A 20057-nucleotide genomic window follows, 5' to 3' on the forward strand; every position below is an offset into this window, starting at 1 on the left:
TCAAAGTCAAGTAATGATTGATCAAACCATCACACAGACCATTTCAACATGTTTAAAAAAACACCGTAAGCTATTGGTAGCTTATAGTGGCGGGGTTGATTCCACTGTATTGCTACATGCACTAGTCAAATTGAAACAACAAGCTGATTTAGCAGTACGAGCCATTTATATTCATCATGGTTTAAGTCAAAATGCAGATAATTGGGCAAGCCATTGCCAACAACAATGCCAACAATGGGAAATCCCTTTTATTATTGAAAAGGTTAAGCTTGATACCTCGGCAGGCAATATTGAAGAACAAGCTCGACATGCTCGTTATAAAGCGATTTATCATCATTTGAAAAGCGATGAAATGCTATGCACAGCACAACATCTTGATGACCAATGCGAAACGTTTTTGCTAGCTTTAAAAAGAGGAAGTGGCCCGTCTGGATTATCAGCCATGCCCGTTGAAAGCCAACAACATCTTCGACCGTTACTCACTATTTCACGTAAACAAATAGAAGCGTATGCCAATTGGCATCAATTAACTTGGATAGAAGATGAAAGTAATCAAGATGACCATTATGATCGCAATTTTCTTAGATTAAATGTTTTGCCAATTATTGATCAACGTTGGCCTCAGTTTTCACAAATGGTTGCCCGAAGTGCATCGCTTTGCCAACAACAAGAAGCTTTAATTAACGAGCTGTTACTTAACGATTTTCATCAAGTATTAACCCAGCAAGGTCAGCTACGCTTGTCGCCATTACGCGATTATTCAGAATATAAACGCAATGCCATTTTACGCATGTGGCTACGACATCAACACGTTATGATGCCTAGCCAAAAACAACTAGCACTTATTTGGCAAACCGTTGTTCAAGCAAAGAACGATGCTAATCCGCAATTCGTTTTACACCATAAGCAAATTCGCCGTTATCAAAATTTACTTTATCTATTGCCACTCTATAAAGATACTGAACAACAAGTCATAAATTGGGATCTGACTTCGCCTTTAGTTTTACCCGATCATATCGGTGAGTTACATGCTCTTTATCAAGATGATTTAACGTGTCGTCTACCGAACAGAGACGAACATGTTACCGTACGCTTTCATGCTCAAGGACAACTTCAAATCGTTAATCGTCAAGGCTCAAGGTCAATCAAGAAACTTTGGCAAGAACACCATATTCCACCTTGGATGCGAACACGCATCCCTTTGATATATTATAATGAACAACTTATTTGTGCTGTCGGCGTGTTTGTGACTGAGCAAGGAAAAGGTTCGCAAATTGATTTTCGTGTCACTTAGAAAATAAGCCACTTGCTCATTATCAATCAGCTATCAAACCATTAAGGGACATTATCCATTGCCCCTTAAGTTAAAGGTTAACAAGCTAATTTTATTTTGCTTCTGCTCTTGGCTTCCAGCGTTTTAGTAATAATGCATTAGTCACCACACTAACACTACTTAAAGCCATAGCAGCGCCAGCAATCATTGGGTTTAAAAAACCAAATGCCGCTAATGGAATACCAATTAAATTATAGAAAAACGCCCAAAATAAGTTTTGTTTGATCTTATTATATGTTCGACGAGAAATATCAATAGCATCAGCGATAAGGTATAAATTACCTCGCATTAAGGTAATACTTGCCGTATGCATTGCCACATCAGTACCTGTTCCCATGGCAATGCCGATATCAGCGGCAGCCAACGCTGGCGCATCATTAATGCCATCCCCTACCATTGCTACTTGATTATTGGTATTGGTATGGCTCTCTTTTTGCAATTGATAAATATAGTTGGCTTTATCTTGGGGTAACACTTCGGCTATCACTTTATCTAAATTTAATTGTTGACCCACATAATTTGCCGCTTGTTGATTATCACCAGTTAGCATGACAGTATTAACATGCAATTGATGTAATGCATCAATTGCATTTCTCGCTTCAGGTTTAATCACATCAGCAAAGCCAAATAAAGCAAGTATCACGACACTATCTTCAGCTTGTTGTTTAGCCAAAAATGAAATAGTGTACCCTTTACTGGTTAGCTCATCTATTTTATCATCCATGTTTACAAAATAGGCGTTTAACGATTTCATCCAACGCAAACTTCCTAAATAGTATTCGGTATTATCAATCGTTGCCATGACGCCCGATCCTGTTACTGATGTGATATTTTTCGCATAATCATACTTTTTAGCTTTAGATAACATAGCTTTTGCTAATGGATGTTCACTACCAGCTTGCATCGATGCAGCAAGTGACAAAATCTGATCGGGTGTTTCAGTTCCAACGACATCGATTTCCACCAAGTCAGGTTTACCTTCTGTTAAGGTGCCTGTTTTATCAAATGCGACAGTGTTAACATTATGCAAGGTTTCTAAAGCTTCAGCATCTTTAATCAAAATACCTTGACGTGCAGCCACACCCGTGCCAACCATAATCGCTGTGGGTGTTGCCAATCCTAAAGCACATGGGCAAGCAATCACCAATACAGCAACGGCATGAAGTAATGCTTGTTGCCAATCATGATAAATAATTCCCCAAGCCAATAAGGTAATCAAAGCAATGATCAAAATGACTGGGACAAAAATTGCGCTGATACGATCGACAATTCGCTGTATAGGTGCTTTTTTAGCCTGTGCAGATTCGACCATTTCAATAATTTTAGACAGTTTTGAATCAGATTGGATAGCGGTAGTTTTGACGATTATCAGTCCTTCACCATTAATGGTACCACCCGTGACCACATCATTAACAGTTTTATTAACTGGAAAACTTTCTCCAGTTAACATCGATTCATCACTACTGGATGTGCCTTCCATAATAATACCGTCAACTGGAATACGTTCACCGGGTTTAATTACGACAATATCGTTCACTTTAACTTGGCTAATCGGTAAACTAATTTCGTGATCCCCTTGTCTGACTAAAGCGACTTCAGGTCTTAATGCTGAAAGTGCTTCGATCGCTTGTGTGGTTTGATGTTTCGCTCTTGACTCTAACCATTTACCCACTAAGATTAAAGTTATAATTACAACAGATGATTCGAAATAGAGATGATCATAATGCCCTGTAATTAATTGATATAACGATAAACCATAAGCCGCACTGGTACCTATAGCCACTAATAAATCCATATTACCAGTGAAAGCTTTTAAAGCACTAAAACCACTTCGGTAAAATTTAGCACCAAGACCGAATTGAACAATCGAAGCCAGAATAAATTGTAACCATGCAGGCATCATTAAATGGAAACCAAATGGCTCTAATAACATTGGTAAAACAAAAGGAAGAGCGAATAAAATGGACACCACAATCGGCCAAAGTGATGCTTGTTTTTCAGTATCTTTTGCATGTGTTTGCTGATCCGTCATTTTCACCGCATGATAACCTGCTTTATCTACCGCTGACATCAGTGTTGCTAAATTAACATTTGAATTTGCTTTAACGGTTGCTTTTTCAGTTGCTAGATTCACGCTAACATCAATTACTCCATCAACCTCTTTAATCGCCTTTTCAACACGACTAACGCATGATGCGCAGCTCATATCTTCAACATAAAAATTATATTCAACTGTTTTCATTTGACGCATCCTTTGGTGAGAGGGTTGTTAAGATTAAAAAACGTTCTCAACAAATTTTTTTGATTACTTAACAAATATTTTAATACTAATTATTCGAATAACAAGAATGCACTTTTTTGATATATACTATCCAAAAAGATACTATTGAGGCATTAAGTGAAAAATCATTTAGTTAAAACCCATAACAACGAGCAAAGCTTGGGATCTGTTATTCACTGTCCGGTTGAAACAACAATCAATATGATTGGAGGTAAATATAAATCATTAATTTTATGGAAACTGATAACAAACAAAACATTAAGATTTTCTCAGTTACGAAAAGAGATTCCTTGCGCCACACCAAAAATGTTAACTCAGCAGTTACGTGAACTCGAATCCAATCAATTAATCAACCGAAAAGTGTTTCCTGTCGTCCCACCAAAAGTAGAATATTCCTTAACAGATTTTGGCAAAAGTATTAAACCTGTATTAGAAGCAATGTATCAATGGGGAAGCCATTGTTTAAATCGCCAAGGACTAAAGATCAATTGTACAATGGCAGCAATAGCTGACCAACCTAAACAATAATCACTTTAATACAAGATGCTTTGCATCAATTACTTTTTCTTAGTGATCAAAAAGACAAGCAATAAATAAGAGGAAACAGCGTTATTACAACGCTGTTCATAATAGAAATTAATTACGTAATTTTTCTGGCCAATCGTTTTGAGTAGACACTAATAAATCTTTCACTACTCGTGGATTACCAGCCACAACATTACCAGATACCATATAATTATTACCACCGGCAAAATCGGTAATGACACCACCAGCTTCACGTAAGATGAGTTCACCTGCCGCAATATCCCAAGGTTTTAAACCGATTTCGAAAAATCCATCTAAACGACCTGCTGCCACATAAGCCAAATCTAATGCTGCTGAACCAGTGCGACGAAAATCACCGCATTTAGTAAATAATTTTTGTAAAACTGCAAAATAGCTATCGCTATATTGTTTCGCTTTAAATGGAAATGCAGTTGCCAGTATACTTCCATTTAAATCTTTAGCATTGCTGACACGAATACGATAGCCATTTAGCTGAGCACCTTTACCACGTGCAGCAGTATACAATTCATTGCTCATTGGATTATAAACCACTGCCACTTCGGTTTTACCTTTGACTCGAGCAGCGATAGACACAGCAAAATGTGGGATATTCTTAATAAAATTGGTGGTACCATCAATTGGGTCGATTATCCACTGCGTATCGGCATCGCTACCTTTAGCAAGACCACTTTCTTCAGCGATAATAGTATGATCTGGATACGCTTTTTTAATTGTTTCAATAATTAAAGCTTCAGCAGCACGATCTGCATTGGTTGCAAAATCGTTAGCACCTTTAGTATCAATTTCGATTGAACTAGGATTTTCATAAGCCTTAATGGCAACATTACCTGCTTTGCGAGCAGCACGAATAGCAATATTAAGCATCGGATGCATAATTTTCTTCCAATTGATGATGTTAAAGAACGGGTTGTTTTGGCAAACCTAAAAAGTGATACCAAAATTTACGGCATAGTATAAAGGTTTTATAAGCTTATTGCCAGATTATGTTGGGAATGTCAGCGATATTATTGATTTTGAGAAAAATAACGCAACATCCCAAATTCACCGCATTAAATAATGTTTTGATACGTTAATAATTTATCAAAGAGACTAGCTGCTACATAAATAATTCCTATCAACATATTATTCACTTATCACTAACATTATTTTTGATTTTCACCGTATGCATTGCTAAATAATTTTCACATATTACAAATTTATTTAATAAAACTTTATTAAAAGACGATACTTATAAACCATTATCGATGTAATTTGATACAATATATTTGCTATAAATTGTTATAAATAGGAAAAAATGGATGAAGAAATTAATATTAATTTTATGCTTATTTTTTTCAGTAAACAACCCCATTTTTGCTGATGAAAATCAAGAACTTAATTATAAGGATGAGTACAGAAAAGCCACTATCCAAAATGATGCAGAAGCACAATTTCATGTAGGTTATATGTATGAAAAAGGCATTGAAGTTGAGCAAAGTTATACCAAAGCAGCTCAATGGTATGAAAAAGCCGTAAAACAAAATAATGAAAATGCCTCAGTTTATTTAGGTTCCTTATATTTGAATGGTTTAGGCGTCACTCAAAATTTAGATAAAGCAAAAAAACTGATTGAAAAAGGCGCATTGAACGGTAACAGTAGTGGCGAGTTTTATATGGGACTTTTTTATGATTTAATTGCTCAAAAGCCAAAAGCAAAAGGAATCGAATCCAATTTAAAAAATGACGCAATCAATCAAAATTATATCATGGCTAGAAAGTGGTATGAAAAAGCATTAAAGCATGGAGAACCAGCTGCGGCCGGAAATCTTGGTGTTTTGTATGAAGCTGGAAGAGGTGTCAAACAAGATGACGTCAAAGCAAGAAAGTATTATGAACAAGCCGTAAAAGGAAATGCCATTGTTTCAAATAATAATTTGGCTAACTTTTATTATCTTGGAAAAGGTGGATTGAAACAAGATTACGTAAAAGGTAGAAAATTAGATGAAAAAGCAGCGAAAAAAGGTTACGTTGAGTCACAATTCAAATTAGGTTGGCTATATTTTAACGGAAACGGCGTTAAACAAGATTATCGGCAAGCCCAAAAATGGTTTGAACTGGCTGCTGAACAAAATCATGGTGAATCACAATACTATTTAGGACTTATTTATCAACAAGGACTGGGACGAGAAAAAGACATTAACACAGCTAAACATTATTTTAAGCTGTCTTGCCAAAATACTGGCGATGAAGACGCCTGCCAATTACAATAATCATACGTTGTATTGTTATTCAGTCGATAAAATCACCTTGATTTTTCTCTTCATCAGTCGTTATCGTTAAGGTGATTTTGTCCTATTTTAAGTACAAAATAAAAGAATATTTATCATGATTGACCAACTGCAATTTGTGAGCAATAGAGTTAGTATTCTGGCAATTTTCCTGGCAGTTAGTTAATCTATTTAATCCTCACTATTGTTACTTTTTTCATCGCATACTTGGCTTTCTAGTCGCTTTAAATTGGGAATTATTGCATAATACACGACGTATAAATTACCGAACTTAACTTAGGAATTATTATGGAACTTCTTTGTCCAGCAGGTTCATTGCCATCACTAAAAATAGCCATCGATAATGGTGCTGATGCCGTTTATATTGGTTTAAAAGATGATACTAATGCGCGTCATTTTGCTGGTTTAAATTTCAATGAGAAGCGATTAATTGAAGCCGCTGATTATGTACATAAACGTGGTAAAAAATTGCATATTGCGATAAATACTTTTGCACATCCTGAAAATTTTCAGCGTTGGCAACATGCGGTTGATACCGCGGCTAACATTGGTGCTGATGCGTTAATTATTGCTGATCTTGCTATGCTTGATTATGCTGCCGAAAAGTACCCTAATCTTGAACGCCATGTTTCCGTTCAGGCCTCTTCAACCAATGAAGAGTCAATCAAGTTTTATTATAATAATTTTCAGGTTCATCGTATTGTATTGCCTCGTGTTCTGTCGATGCATCAAGTTAAACAGTTATCAAAAGTTTCTCCCGTCCCTTTAGAAGTTTTTGCCTTCGGTAGTTTATGTATAATGGCTGAAGGTCGTTGCTATTTATCGTCTTATTTAACAGGTGAATCACCTAATACGGTTGGGGCATGTTCTCCAGCTAAATTTGTGCGATGGGAAGAGACTGACAAAGGTCTTGAATCTCGTTTGAATAACGTATTGATTGATTGTCATAAAAAAGGTGAAAATGCCGGTTATCCAACCCTATGTAAAGGACGTTATTTTGTTGGAGAACAGCTTTATCATCCAATTGAAGAACCAACCAGTTTAAATACCATTGAGCTATTACCCGAGTTATTTGCTGCCAATATTGCATCGGTCAAAATTGAAGGGCGTCAACGCAGTCCAGCTTATGTTGAGCAAGTAACCAAAGTATGGCGACAAGCAATTGACCGTTATAAAGCAAACCCACAATCATTTCAAGCTGAACAACATTGGATGGATACATTAGGCTCTGTGTCGGAAGGAACACAAACGACATTGGGTGCTTATCACCGTAAATGGCAATAATTGAATATTTTAGACTTTAAATTCATATTATTGGAAAAGACACTTATTAAAAATAAAGTGGCATTAATTTATATTATTGAATTTATTTAATAAAATATCATTTAAATGATTTGATAAATGATCTAACATAAATCAATATAGTGAGCAAAACTATGAAATATGCATTAGGCCCAGTGCTTTATTATTGGCCTAAAACCGAAACAGAAGCTTTTTATCATGCGGCAAAAGAAAGTGAAGCCGATATTATTTATATGGGCGAAACAGTTTGTACTAAACGCCGTGAAATGAAAGTCCCTAACTGGCTTGAATTAGCTAAAGAAGTCGCTAAATCAGGAAAACAAGTGGTGCTTTCAACGTTGGCTTTGCTTGAAGCTCCATCTGAATTAAATGAATTAAGATTACTCGTTAATAATGGCGATTTTTTAATTGAAGCCAATGATTTAGCTGCAATTAATATCGCTCAAGAAAATAAATTACCTTTTGTTGCCGGCCCTGCAATTAATTGCTATAACGCATACACGTTAAAATTATTACAAAAACAAGGTATGGTACGTTGGTGTATGCCCGTTGAACTTTCTCGGGATTGGTTAGCAAATGTACTAAATCAATTTGATAGTCTCAATATCGAGCGAAATTTTGACGTTGAAGTTTTCAGTTACGGTTACCTACCGTTAGCCTATTCAGCTCGTTGTTTTACGGCACGTTCAGAAGATAAACCCAAAGATAAATGCGAAACATGTTGTATCAAATACCCTGTTGGGCGTGAAGTGTTTTCACAAGAACAACAAAAAGTGTTTGTTCTAAATGGGATCCAAACACAAAGCGGTTATTGCTATAATTTAGGTAATCAACTCAAAGAGATGAAAGGATTAGTTGATATTGTTCGTATTTCACCACTTGGGTTGGAAACATTGGATATTGTGAAACAGTTTAGAGCGAACGAAGAAGGATTAAATCCGCTACATATAGAGCATAAACGAGACTGTAATGGGTATTGGAATGGAATTGCAGGACTTGAACTTAACCAGTAAAAAGTTTTCTTATCAAAAGTTTAGAGCAGAATTTCCTGCTCTGAACAATGAAAACGTGTATCTTGATTCAGCCGCAACATCACTCAAGCCCCAAGCGATGATCGATGCGACGCTGGAATATTATGCACACAATACTGCAACTGTTAAACGCAGTTTGCACCCTAATGCCTTACAAGTGACTGAAATAATAAATCAAGCTCGGCAAAATGTCGCTGATTGGATTAACGCTTCAACGAGCAGTGAAATTATTTGGACAAGTGGTACGACCGAATCCATTAATCTTATTGCACAAAGCTATGCTCGACCTTTGCTAAAAGCAGGTGATGAGATTATTGTCAGTGAATTAGAGCACCATAGCAATTTATTGCCATGGCTAATTGTTGCAGAGCAAACGGGAGCCAAAGTAATTAAATGGTCATCGGTTATTGATGATCTGACTTCACTTCTATCAGAATGCACAAAAATTGTCGCCATTACACAAATGTCCAATGTGACAGGATTTTGTCCGGATTTAGCAGCGATTAGCCAAATCGTTCACCAATATAATGCCATTTTAGTGGTGGATGGTGCTCAAGGTATTGTTCATCATCCCATTGATGTTGATAAACTTGATATTGATTTTTATGTATTTTCAGCGCATAAATTATATGGTCCAACAGGACTCGGTGTATTATATGGTAAACAAATTTTGCTTGAGACTATGCCCGTTTGGCATGGTGGAGGTAAAATGCTAAAAAGTGTCTCTTTCGATCACTTTATACCTGAGCAACATCCGTATAAATTTGAAGCAGGCACACCCAATATCGCCGGAATGCTAGGCTTTAATGCAACGTTTGAATGGCTAAAACGTTGGGATTTTAATCAAACACAATTATATACCGAACAATTAGCCGATTATGCAAAATCACAACTTAGTAAACTAACCAATATTCAATTTTACAGTGTAAATAATAGTTCAATCATCACATTTAATATCCACAATATTCATCATAATGATATTGCTATCTTATTAAGTGAACAAAACATTGCAATACGCACTGGTGAACTTTGTGCTCAACCATTAATGCAAAAGCTAGGTTGCCAAGGTGTCATTCGTCTTTCATTGATGCCTTATAATAACAAACAAGATATCGACCGTTTTATAATTGCATTACAACATGCTATACAAATCTTGGATTAATTGTATTATCACCAGCTTTTGTTAACTTTAAATATTTATCATTATGTAAACGACAAATAGGTCTATATTATGCTATCGCAGCAAACATTAACGGAATTATTATTGAAACAACAAAACTGGCAAGATCGTTATCGGCAAATCATTGCGTTATCAAAACAATTGCCTGACTTTCCAGCCGATTTAAAAACAGATAGTAACCAAGTCAATGGTTGTGAAAATCGAGTTTGGCTTACTTTTCAAAAACAAGCTGATGATACTTTTATTTTTCAAGGTGATAGTGAGGGTCGAATTGTTAAAGGGTTACTCGCAATTTTACTTATCATTGCAAATCATAAAACAGCGAAGCAAATTCAGGCTATCGATTTTCAGTTTGAATTAAGTAAACTTAAAATTACCGACGAGCTTAGTCAATCTCGCCTAAAAGGATTAGATAAATTAATAGAGCGAATTCAATCAGTTAATTAGAATAATAAAAGGGCGAAATATCTTTCCGCCCTTTCATCGATTTCACTTTTTACTTATCTAAATAAGTAAAAAGTGTGATAACTTTTTTAACACCAGCTACTTTACTGGCAACAACTGCAGCAGCTTTACCCTCTTCAGGTTTGACAATACCAATTAAAAAGACTTCGCCATTTTCGGTAACGACTTTAATATTTCTGGCTTTTGTTGCCGAATTTAAGACTAATTGTGATTTAACTTTGGTTGTAATCCATGCGTCATTGGTAATGGTTCCTGCACCAACAGACTCACCGATACGAATTTGATTAAATACTTTTTTGACACCTTCAACTTCATGAGCAAGATTTTCGGCTTTCATACTCTGTTCATTATTTGCTTGTCCGGTTAAAAGAATATTACCGTCATAAGCACTCGTTGAAATACGTGAACCAATAAAAGCTGATGTATTTTCTTTTAATTTCATACCCATTCGTGAATTCAGCGTTGTATCATCAACTTGAGTCCCGGTTGTACGCGGATCTGAAGCAACTTTGGCTGTAGCCGTTGCACCGGCTCCAATTACCGCAGCAACACAGCCTTGTAACATCAATGAGCCAGACATTAATATTACCGTTAAGGCAATTTTTCTCATTATAACTCCTTCATTTATGGCTTAGTAATGTGTAACTTATGACAAAATAAATTGATTTTATTATGCCTTGCACAAAGTAATTTGCAAAACAATTTTACTGTTATTCATAATAATTATTGTTTATTTTTTTAAAAATAATAAACGAAAAACAGTAAAACAGACTGACGTCTATTTAAAAAATCTGTTATCTTTATACACTAAACTATGTATTGATATTTTATAGGCTAATATGGAACAGGATTATATTGATTGGCTATATGGTTTGTCAGCGCCAATGGTAATATTAAATAAAAGATATGGAGCAAGCTATACCTCACCTTTTTTTTATCCTAACGATGATTTTATAGATTTGAAAGAGAGTTGGGAAATAGATTCTCGGGAAACTTTACTTGATTGCGTTTTCACCATGATTGATGATGGACATGCACCATTATTATCTGAATTCTATTCTAAATATTCTCAATTGTCTGAATTTGATTGGCTCAGCTTTTATGAACGTCAAACTGATTATCATAAAGTGATACTTAAATTTGTTGAGCAAACATTTCCTATCTGTAATATTGCAGGAATTCGTAGTTGGGATTATGCTCGGATGGCCTATCTTCTACGACTTGGCACGACGAATAAATATGTCACTGAAGAAGAATGTTTATGGATTTTGCATAGAATTGGGTTACGTTCAACATACTTTTATCAATCTTGGCAACACTACCTTGTTAGTTGGTTTATTGGTTTACAATATTGGAATAATTTACAGATTAAAGACGATTTAGAAAAATTACGCTGTGAATTATCCCGTCCATCTAACGTCACATCCATGGCAAATTTATATGAAGACAAACAAGCACCCTTTAACCGGTTACCATGGTTTATTGATATTGAGAAATTTGAAAAGCCAGAATCATTAAGGGAGTATGATTGGTTATGAATGAACATATTTGGCAACTACTCGAAATAGAAAAAACGACGGATACTGTCGCAATACGTCAAGCCTATCGAGCCAAGTTACCCTTTTATCATCCCGAAACAGACCCGATTGGATTTAAAGCTTTACGTGAAGCTTATGAGTTTGCAATACAGTATGCACAGTCAACCGAACAAATGGATGGGCAATCACAACAAGAATCACAAGAGCAAGCAGTCACTCACCCCCTTACAGAAAAACAAATCAAAGAAAATGAAATTTATACTGCTTATCAAGCACTTTTGAACGATCCACAACGGTGTTTTAACGCCGATGAATGGCAAAAATTTATTAGTTCATTTTACGATTACCCAATGGCAATCATTGATTCGGTAAAATGGCGTCTATTAGAAATAAGTTATGAAGCAAGCAATGTATCAAACGCTTGTATCAAACTGTTAGCGGATAATTTGCGTTGGCGCCAACAACTGAAAATACAATCTCCCAATCAATCTGAAAGGTATGATATCTTTTTAAATCATATTGAGAGTGAAGATTTATTTGACTATACCCTGTTACCCCCCACAAACAGAGCTCTGCAAGATGCAACGATAAATTATATCGATTATACCAAATGGTTATTTTACGAACGTAGAAGTAGTGATCTTTATGACTTTTTATCACAAGATACCGTCATCTATTTACCCAATGATAAAAGCTTAATGCTTCAATTTGCTAATTGGCACTGCGTTGCAAGAATACCTAATCAAACCTTATTAGATTATGCGTTGAAATGCATCACTCAAGATGATCAAGATGAACATATCAATATCGAATGGAAATATATTGCAGCAATTCAATATACTATGCTTGATAAAAAACATGAGTCTTTACAGGCTTGGCTTGATCTTTATAACTCAGGTCATTATCAAGAAAAAGCAGCCAGTTGGATAGCGGGCTGGTGCTCACATTATGCTAGTGATTATTTTCCATTGTTAATTATCGCATTGAATAACTCTTATTGTATCGCTGCAGAAACATCAGAAACTTACCTTTACGCAGTTCCTCAGTTAACAGCAACAACGGTTGCACGACTAGCACAAATTGATCCTGATGAGTATTCCCCTGAAATTGCAAGTTTTATCAAATGGTCGTTAAATGTGAGTTGGAATTATCGTCAAATTCTTGCACTGTTGTTACTTGATGACGGTACTAATCGTTTATATCGCTTATATCGTCATGCCATTATGTTACGACATGGTAATCAAACTTTATTACAACAAATTATTGATGAACAGAGTAAAGATGACTTTGAGTATTTTATTCTACAAAATTTACAACGCCAAGCTCGGCAACATTTAACATGGCTTGAACAAATTCCACCCGTCAAAGAATTTAAAGCTTGGTTGTATGATAGTGATGAAAATACGCCCATTCCAGATAAATTTGATCCTAACTTGAATGGGTACGAACAATACTATGGTCGTTTATGGTTGGATAGATTCGATGCCATTCCGGAGCGTGCCAAAAAACATCTTGATAATTTTTCGCGTTATGCAAATATAGAGATGTTTGACTGGTTTATTTTCTTAGAATCTGAACACTATTACCAGTTTCCAACTCCACCTGATTCATCGTGTGATAAAAACGTTTATTGGGAGTGGTATCGTCAATTTATTTTGACGATGGCTATAATTAATCAACCCTACGAAACAGCAAAATATCTTCGAAAAGAAAATAATACGTTTAAATTAACCGATGATGATCAAATGCTTCCAGTGATTAATATTTTCAAATATGGAAACTGGCAAAATAAAACTGAGCTCTATAATTTAATGGATAATAATAGTGGGTTAATCAATAGTATTTTAATCAATTACCCAGATTCAATCGAATCTGATATAGACTATCCTGAAAAAATTGATTTAAAAGATATCGAAAATAAAATCGAACAATTGTGGCAAACCAAATTTGCCAATCAAAACCCTTATTATTTAATGATATTAAATGCCATTTTGTTATATAAACCTGAACAAAATCTGAAATTACAACAAACGTTAAATAAAATTGCAGGTGATAATGGTGATTTACAAAAAATCGCAAATTCGCTCGAAAAACAGTGGTTATTTCCATCTTCAGTAAATAAAGATAAATATCAACATAATGATCTAACGGCTAGAATAATATATCTTAAAGAATGTTTAGCCAACTACTGTGGTCTAATTGAAGAAGATGATATCGAGATGTTAGAAGGGCTAAAAAATCATTCAGACAATAATATGATATTACGCTTATGTGCCGCCTTACTTTTAGCTAGAAATCGTGAAAATCAAAAACAAGTTGATGCATTATCTCTACCTGAAAATAAATGGTGGCAATTTTGGCGTTTAAATGGACGAACAAATCGTAAAGGATTTTGTAAACAAATTTTTTATAGTCTGTTAATTATTGGTTTTTCTACCTTATTTCTTGATAGATATTTGTCCGAAGCATCAATATATAACGAAGTTTCAAAATTTGCTTATATGATTTCGGGAATAAATATTATTTTCGCATTAAAACGACGTGCAAATGATAATTATTTAGGTGAACCAAGTTACTTCATTATTTATACCCTATTTTTACTGATATTATTACCTTTCTGGAAACCTAGTTATAAAAAAAATAACCGATATGGACCGCCTGTGAAGGAATAGATAAACTAGTGTATAAACTTCCCCTTTTATATCAATAATAAAAGGGGAGAAGTTTATAAATACTACTTTGAATAATTATCTATCAAGATCTTTAAGTTCAGACTCAATATCACAACGAAACTCATTAATTTCATCTGGATTTTGACGATTTAATACATCAAGAAATGCTTCAAGATAAGATCCAATTAAATGACGTTCATCACCAAGTGATTGCGCCCATGCACGTTCCAATCTAGCTAATAATGTACGATTTTGCATTTGATCTCGGGGATGAATTTTCAGTGATTTTAAACGTTCATGACTTTCCTGTTTTTGTTGTTCTGTTAACCCTATCGGGCTATGATCGATTACCTTGCCGTGTTGCTTACCCGTTTCAAGTACCACAACATCGACCTCTAATAATCCATTTAAATCATAACTGAAACGAATATCAATCCCTTGTATTTTTTCCATAGGCGTTAAAGGAACTTCAAACTCATCAATTAACACATTGTTTTCAACACGTGGATTTTCGCCTTGATAAACGGCTATAGAAATCAATTTTTGTTGTGGACGACTAGTATAAAAAGTCTTCACTTTGGAAGTTGGTACAATTGTATTGCGTTCAATAATGGGGGAAAATAAGCCATGAACATTATCCGACGCACTTTCAATACCTAATGTGTAAGGACAAACATCGGTCAAAATAACTTCTTCCACATCTTTATTACGCAATCGACAAGCTGCTTGTACTGCAGCACCTTGTGCCACAATAGTGGTCGGATTAATATGGCGATAAGGTAATTTGCCAAATAATTTGGTAACCAGTTCACGCACAACGCCCAATTGAGACGAACCACCCACTAACACAATATGTTCTAGTTGATTCGGCTTCAACCGAGCGTCACTTAACGCTTGCTCGATCGGTGCTCGAAGGCGATTTAATAATGGCAACCAAATCATTTTAGCTCGATTTTCGTTAAGCTCAAATTGCCACTCTTTATCTTGCCAAAACCAAGTTAAGTGTTGCATCTGTTCGCCGTTTAACTTGCATTTTAACTGTTCAGCTAAATCAAGTAATCTGGCATAATCATCGGCTGAAACATCTTGCTGTTTAATATTCCATTCACTTAAGCAAGCTTTAACAATATCATGAGTAAAATCTTCTCCACCTAAATAATTATCGCCCGCCGAAGCATGGACTTCGATTATTGGCATAGAGTATTCAAGTACGGTGACATCAAATGTTCCCCCACCCAAATCAAAAACTAATGTATTACCGGATTGTTCATCATGCAAGCCATATGCCATGGACGCTGCAGTTGGTTCATTAATTAAACGTACCGCGTTTAATCCAGCAAGTTCAGCTGCAAAACGGGTTTGTTTGCGCTGCTCATCATTAAAATAAGCAGGGACAGAAATCACCACATCATGAATGTTTTGTTTTAGAAAAGCTTTAGCATCAGCTTTTAAAGATTTTAGGACAATTGCAGAAAGTTCTGTTGGCGTAAACTTCTTATCGCCTAATTCAAAAACTTTATTCGATCCTAAAAAACGCTTAAATGCTGATGCACTTTGATTGGGATGAGTTGTTAATCGTGATAACGCTGCTCGACCAACTAAAATGGATCCATCTTCATCAATACTTATTGCTGATGGTGTTACCACTTCTCCAATTGCGTTGGGAATCAGCGTCGGTTTACTATCTTGCCAAACACAAATTAAGCTGTTTGTTGTACCTAAATCAATACCTATTGGGGGATGCATAAATCGTCTATTCTCTTATGTACTTAAATATTATTAGTTATTAGTTATTAAAAAAATTTTAAACGCAGTATTATATACTGTATTACTATTTTAATGACAATTTTATTTGATTAAAATAATCAGTATACTTTATTGTATAAAATTGAAGTTTAGTAATATGATTTTTATCGTAATAATTAATTATTTTATTTCACCTCAGTAATTTGACTGACTAAAATCCCTTCTTTTAACTTTGTTGTGATACATTCACCCACTTTCACTTGTTGACTATTACAAATCACATCATCATGTTGGTTAGTGGTAATTGAATAACCCCGCTCTAACGTTGCCAGCGGACTTAAGTTATTAAGTTGTGATGTTTGTAAAACAAATTGATGTTGCGACATTGCTAATTTTTGTTTAATCATATTAATCAGTTGCTGTTGCTTTTGATATAATGTCTGACCATAAAACGTGATGTGATATTCTGGCGAAACACCCAATAACTTTCTATCTAATCGATTATATTGATTAGTAAGTTTAAGCAAATATTGTTGAATATTTTCATATAACGCATGTCGATAAGTAATGAGTCGATTTAATTGTTGAGATAGCTTTGCTTGGGGATGTTCCGCTTGAAGTCGATGAAACCATGTATTCAATATTTCGCGTTGTCTTGTTAAGTAATAATCCATCGCCATCGATAAATGTTGTTCTTGTATCAAAATTCGCCGAATCTGTTCTTTATTGTCATGACTAACAAGCTCTGCGGCAGCGGAAGGCGTCGCTGCTCTCACATCAGCAACAAAATCAGCTATTGTGAAGTCAATTTCATGTCCAACTGCACTTACAATAGGTAGTTGACTAGCAAATATCGCTCTTGCAACCACTTCTTCATTGAATGACCAAAGATCTTCAAGCGATCCACCTCCTCGCCCGACAATCAACACATCACACTCTTGACGTGCATTTGCTATTTGGATCATCTTGGCAATTTGACCAGCAGCTTCTGTACCTTGAACTTGGGTCGGATAAATAATTACCTGTAAACTGGGATCTCGGCGTTTTAAAATCTGACAAATATCATGTAATGCTGCTCCAGTAGCTGAGGTGATGATACCGACAGTACGAATATTTTCCGGTAAACTTTTTTTATAGATAGGATCAAATAGCCCTTCATCAGATAGTTTTTGTTTTAATTGCTCAAATTTTTGTTGCAGTAATCCTGCACCAGCCGGTTGCATTTTATCAATGACTAATTGATATTCTCCACGTGCTTCGTACAATGTCACCATCGCTCGAACTAAAACTTGTTGTCCATTTTGCGGTGTAAATCCTATTCGAAAATTACTATTTCGAAACATCGCACAACGCACTTGGGCAGCATCATCTTTAAGCGTAAAATACCAATGCCCTGAAGATGGACGAGAAAAATTCGAAATTTCGCCAACTAACCAAATTTGACCAATCGCATCAGAAAGTAGATCTTTGACCATTTGATTAAGATCTTTTACCGATAAAATCGAATTATTCAACATGTACTCATCCTTCTTAATGACACTAAAATTTATGTTAAATCGAATTCTGCCCAAATTGGCGCATGATCAGACGGTTTGTCCATGGCTCGAATATCATAATCAATGCCAGTTTGTTGACAATAGGATAACAATTTTTGACTAGCTAAAATTAAATCGATGCGCAGTCCAGTAAAGGTATCAAAACCTTTAGATCGATAATCAAACCATGAATAGTCTTGTTCAGTTGGATGTGCATGACGGTAAGTATCGATAAAGCCTAGTGACATTAAATTATCCATCCATTCCCGCTCTTCGGGTAAAAATGAACATTTACCAGTTCGTAACCAACGTTTACGACTATCATCAGAAATACCAATATCTAAATCGGTTGGGCAAATATTCATATCTCCCATTATCAAGGATAACTGATTACTCAATTGATGTTGCCGTAAATAATCAATCAAATCATGATAAAACTTACGTTTGGCAGGATATTTAACTTCATGATGCATACTTTCACCCTGCGGAAAATAGCCATTTATCACGGTTAAATTTCCTTGGTTGGTCGGTAACTCTGCCATAATTAAACGGCACTGAGCATCATCACTATCGGTTGGAAAGCCACACTGCACTGATATTAGTTTTTGTTTGGTTAATAACGCAACACCATAATGTCCTTTTTGACCATGATAATGTAAGTGATAACCAAATTGCGCTAACTCTTCGACAGGAAATTGATCATTATGAACTTTGGTTTCTTGTAAACCAATTATGTCGGGCTGATGTTTATCGATAATTGCGGCTAACTGATGAATGCGTGCACGCAGACTATTAATATTAAATGAGATAACTTTCATGATAAATTTATTATATTCGATTTGATGTTTAGATTTAACCATGCTATCAAAAATACGATATACTGTTAAGCTATTACAGTAAAAGCTACCATTTGTGATAAAGGAATCACCGAATATGTCCACGGAATTACTTGAACTACGCAATAAAATTGATGAGGTCGATAAATCAATTTTATCACTCATTACTCAGCGATTAGCCTTAGTCGCCGAAGTTGGTGAAGTAAAAAGCAAATATGGTATTCCAATTTATGATCCTAAGCGTGAAGCTGAGATGTTAGCGAAAAGACGGCAAGAAGCAGAAAATTTAGGTATTTCTCCAGCGCTAATCGAAGATATATTACGACGACTAATGCGAGAGTCTTATATTAGTGAAAACGACAAAGGTTTTAAAAAAGTTTACACAGGTAAAGGATCAATTGTCATTATCGGTGGTAATGGTCAAATGGGGCGGTTGTTTGCACAATTATTCACCCTATCTGGCTATGAAGTTAAAACATTAGGTTCCAAAACTATGAACCAAGCCTCGCAGGTAGTTGCCGATGCCGCTGCAGTCATTGTGACCGTACCAATTAATAAAACCTGTGAAATCATTCGACAATTACCGACTCTACCTAAAAATTGTATACTAACCGATTTCACTTCTATCAAAGTAAAACCGCTTCAAGCCATGTTAGAAAAACATCCTGGCCCTGTCGTTGGCTTACACCCTATGTTTGGTCCTGATGTACCTAATTTAGCAAAACAAATTATAGTGTATTGTGAAGGACGAGAGCCTGAAAAATACCAATGGCTTATTGATCAAATGCGCATTTGGGGTGCAAATTTATGTGCTATCAGTGCCAAAGAGCATGACAAATGCATGTCATTTATTCAAGCATTACGCCATTTCACCTCTTTTTCTTATGGTGTTAATTTACAGCAAGAACATGTTGATTTAGAAAAACTAATTGCCCTTTCTTCTCCTATATATCGCCTTGAACTGATGATGGTTGGCAGATTATTTGCTCAAGATCCTGAACTTTATGCCGATATCATTATGGCATCAGATGATAATATCGAATTAATTAAACGCTATTATCAGCGCTTTGGACAGATGGTTGAATTGATTGAGCAACGCGATAAGGCAAAATTTGTTGAGAATTTTAATGAAGTCACCAAATGGTTTGGTAGCTATGCACAACGTTTTATCAAAGAAAGCCAAGTTTTATTAAAATTCGCTAATGATAATAGAGAATAATTTTATTATGCATAAATATAACATCCGACATCATTAATTATAATTAGCACAAAAATCTTATGTAATTATTTATCAATAAAATTAT

The 20057-nt window shown here is 35.3% G+C and carries 16 protein-coding genes; 10 read left to right on the forward strand and 6 right to left on the reverse strand.

The window, feature by feature from the left end:
* The first annotated feature begins 13 nt into the window (after positions 1–13).
* On the forward strand, positions 14–1294 hold the full coding sequence (gene tilS, locus ACGH6P_RS03700) for a tRNA lysidine(34) synthetase TilS (protein WP_411596789.1): 1281 nt from the start codon (positions 14–16) through the stop codon (positions 1292–1294).
* Between the two features lie 91 nt (positions 1295–1385).
* Here the strand turns inward: tilS and ACGH6P_RS03705 are convergent, their stop codons facing one another.
* Complete coding sequence (locus ACGH6P_RS03705) at positions 1386–3575, reverse strand: heavy metal translocating P-type ATPase (protein ID WP_411596744.1); 2190 nt, start codon at positions 3573–3575, stop codon at positions 1386–1388.
* Positions 3576–3815: 240 nt separating this feature from the next.
* Here ACGH6P_RS03705 and ACGH6P_RS03710 point away from each other — a divergent pair, with 240 nt between their 5' ends.
* A complete protein-coding gene (locus tag ACGH6P_RS03710; RefSeq protein WP_411596790.1) occupies positions 3816–4142 on the forward strand; it encodes a winged helix-turn-helix transcriptional regulator in 327 nt (108 codons plus the stop codon).
* 108 nt (positions 4143–4250) lie between these two features.
* Here ACGH6P_RS03710 and suhB read toward each other — a convergent pair whose 3' ends face one another.
* Positions 4251–5054, reverse strand: coding sequence for an inositol-1-monophosphatase (suhB, locus tag ACGH6P_RS03715; RefSeq protein WP_220216323.1), 804 nt, complete (start codon positions 5052–5054; stop codon positions 4251–4253).
* Positions 5055–5479: 425 nt separating this feature from the next.
* Between suhB and ACGH6P_RS03720 the strand changes: the two genes are divergently transcribed.
* The 5 genes from ACGH6P_RS03720 to ACGH6P_RS03740 all read left to right on the forward strand — a co-directional run bounded on the left by ACGH6P_RS03720 (position 5480) and on the right by ACGH6P_RS03740 (position 10408).
* Entirely contained in the window at positions 5480–6430 is a 951-nt protein-coding gene (locus ACGH6P_RS03720; RefSeq protein WP_411596745.1) for a tetratricopeptide repeat protein, read from the forward strand.
* A gap of 306 nt (positions 6431–6736) precedes the next feature.
* Positions 6737–7732, forward strand: coding sequence for a peptidase U32 family protein (locus tag ACGH6P_RS03725; protein ID WP_255556881.1), 996 nt, complete (start codon positions 6737–6739; stop codon positions 7730–7732).
* A gap of 152 nt (positions 7733–7884) precedes the next feature.
* The gene (locus ACGH6P_RS03730; protein WP_411596746.1) at positions 7885–8763 is read left to right on the forward strand and encodes a U32 family peptidase; all 879 of its coding nucleotides are present in this window, start codon (positions 7885–7887) and stop codon (positions 8761–8763) included.
* Positions 8732–9943 (forward strand): cysteine desulfurase CsdA, encoded by a 1212-nt coding sequence (gene csdA, locus ACGH6P_RS03735; RefSeq protein WP_411596747.1) that lies wholly within the window; start codon positions 8732–8734, stop codon positions 9941–9943. Before ACGH6P_RS03730 ends, csdA begins: the two co-directional genes overlap by 32 nt.
* Positions 9944–10012: 69 nt before the next feature.
* Complete coding sequence (locus tag ACGH6P_RS03740; RefSeq protein ID WP_267350271.1) at positions 10013–10408, forward strand: SufE family protein; 396 nt, start codon at positions 10013–10015, stop codon at positions 10406–10408.
* A 49-nt stretch (positions 10409–10457) separates the two neighbouring features.
* Here the strand turns inward: ACGH6P_RS03740 and dolP are convergent, their stop codons facing one another.
* A complete protein-coding gene (gene dolP, locus ACGH6P_RS03745; protein ID WP_267358932.1) occupies positions 10458–11036 on the reverse strand; it encodes a division/outer membrane stress-associated lipid-binding lipoprotein in 579 nt (192 codons plus the stop codon).
* A 229-nt stretch (positions 11037–11265) separates the two neighbouring features.
* Between dolP and ACGH6P_RS03750 the strand changes: the two genes are divergently transcribed.
* A complete protein-coding gene (locus ACGH6P_RS03750) occupies positions 11266–11964 on the forward strand; it encodes a DUF1266 domain-containing protein (RefSeq protein ID WP_267379613.1) in 699 nt (232 codons plus the stop codon).
* Positions 11961–14636 (forward strand): J domain-containing protein, encoded by a 2676-nt coding sequence (locus ACGH6P_RS03755; RefSeq protein WP_267379609.1) that lies wholly within the window; start codon positions 11961–11963, stop codon positions 14634–14636. The genes ACGH6P_RS03750 and ACGH6P_RS03755 overlap by 4 nt, the downstream gene beginning before the upstream one ends.
* Before the next feature lie 75 nt (positions 14637–14711).
* Here ACGH6P_RS03755 and ACGH6P_RS03760 read toward each other — a convergent pair whose 3' ends face one another.
* From ACGH6P_RS03760 to xthA, 3 genes are all read right to left on the reverse strand, one after another.
* Complete coding sequence (locus tag ACGH6P_RS03760) at positions 14712–16382, reverse strand: Hsp70 family protein (RefSeq protein ID WP_411596748.1); 1671 nt, start codon at positions 16380–16382, stop codon at positions 14712–14714.
* A gap of 185 nt (positions 16383–16567) precedes the next feature.
* A complete protein-coding gene (xseA, locus tag ACGH6P_RS03765; protein WP_267350264.1) occupies positions 16568–17899 on the reverse strand; it encodes an exodeoxyribonuclease VII large subunit in 1332 nt (443 codons plus the stop codon).
* A gap of 29 nt (positions 17900–17928) precedes the next feature.
* A complete protein-coding gene (xthA, locus tag ACGH6P_RS03770; protein WP_411596791.1) occupies positions 17929–18735 on the reverse strand; it encodes an exodeoxyribonuclease III in 807 nt (268 codons plus the stop codon).
* Between the two features lie 115 nt (positions 18736–18850).
* On the opposite strand from xthA, the gene tyrA reads away from it, so the two are divergent.
* Positions 18851–19972: a bifunctional chorismate mutase/prephenate dehydrogenase gene (tyrA, locus tag ACGH6P_RS03775; protein ID WP_267358941.1), complete on the forward strand. Its 1122-nt coding sequence runs from the start codon at positions 18851–18853 to the stop codon at positions 19970–19972.
* Positions 19973–20057 lie beyond the last annotated feature (85 nt).

The sequence above is a fragment of the Gilliamella sp. CG25 genome, assembly GCF_046635705.1.
Lineage (GTDB): Bacteria > Pseudomonadota > Gammaproteobacteria > Enterobacterales > Orbaceae > Gilliamella > Gilliamella apicola_I.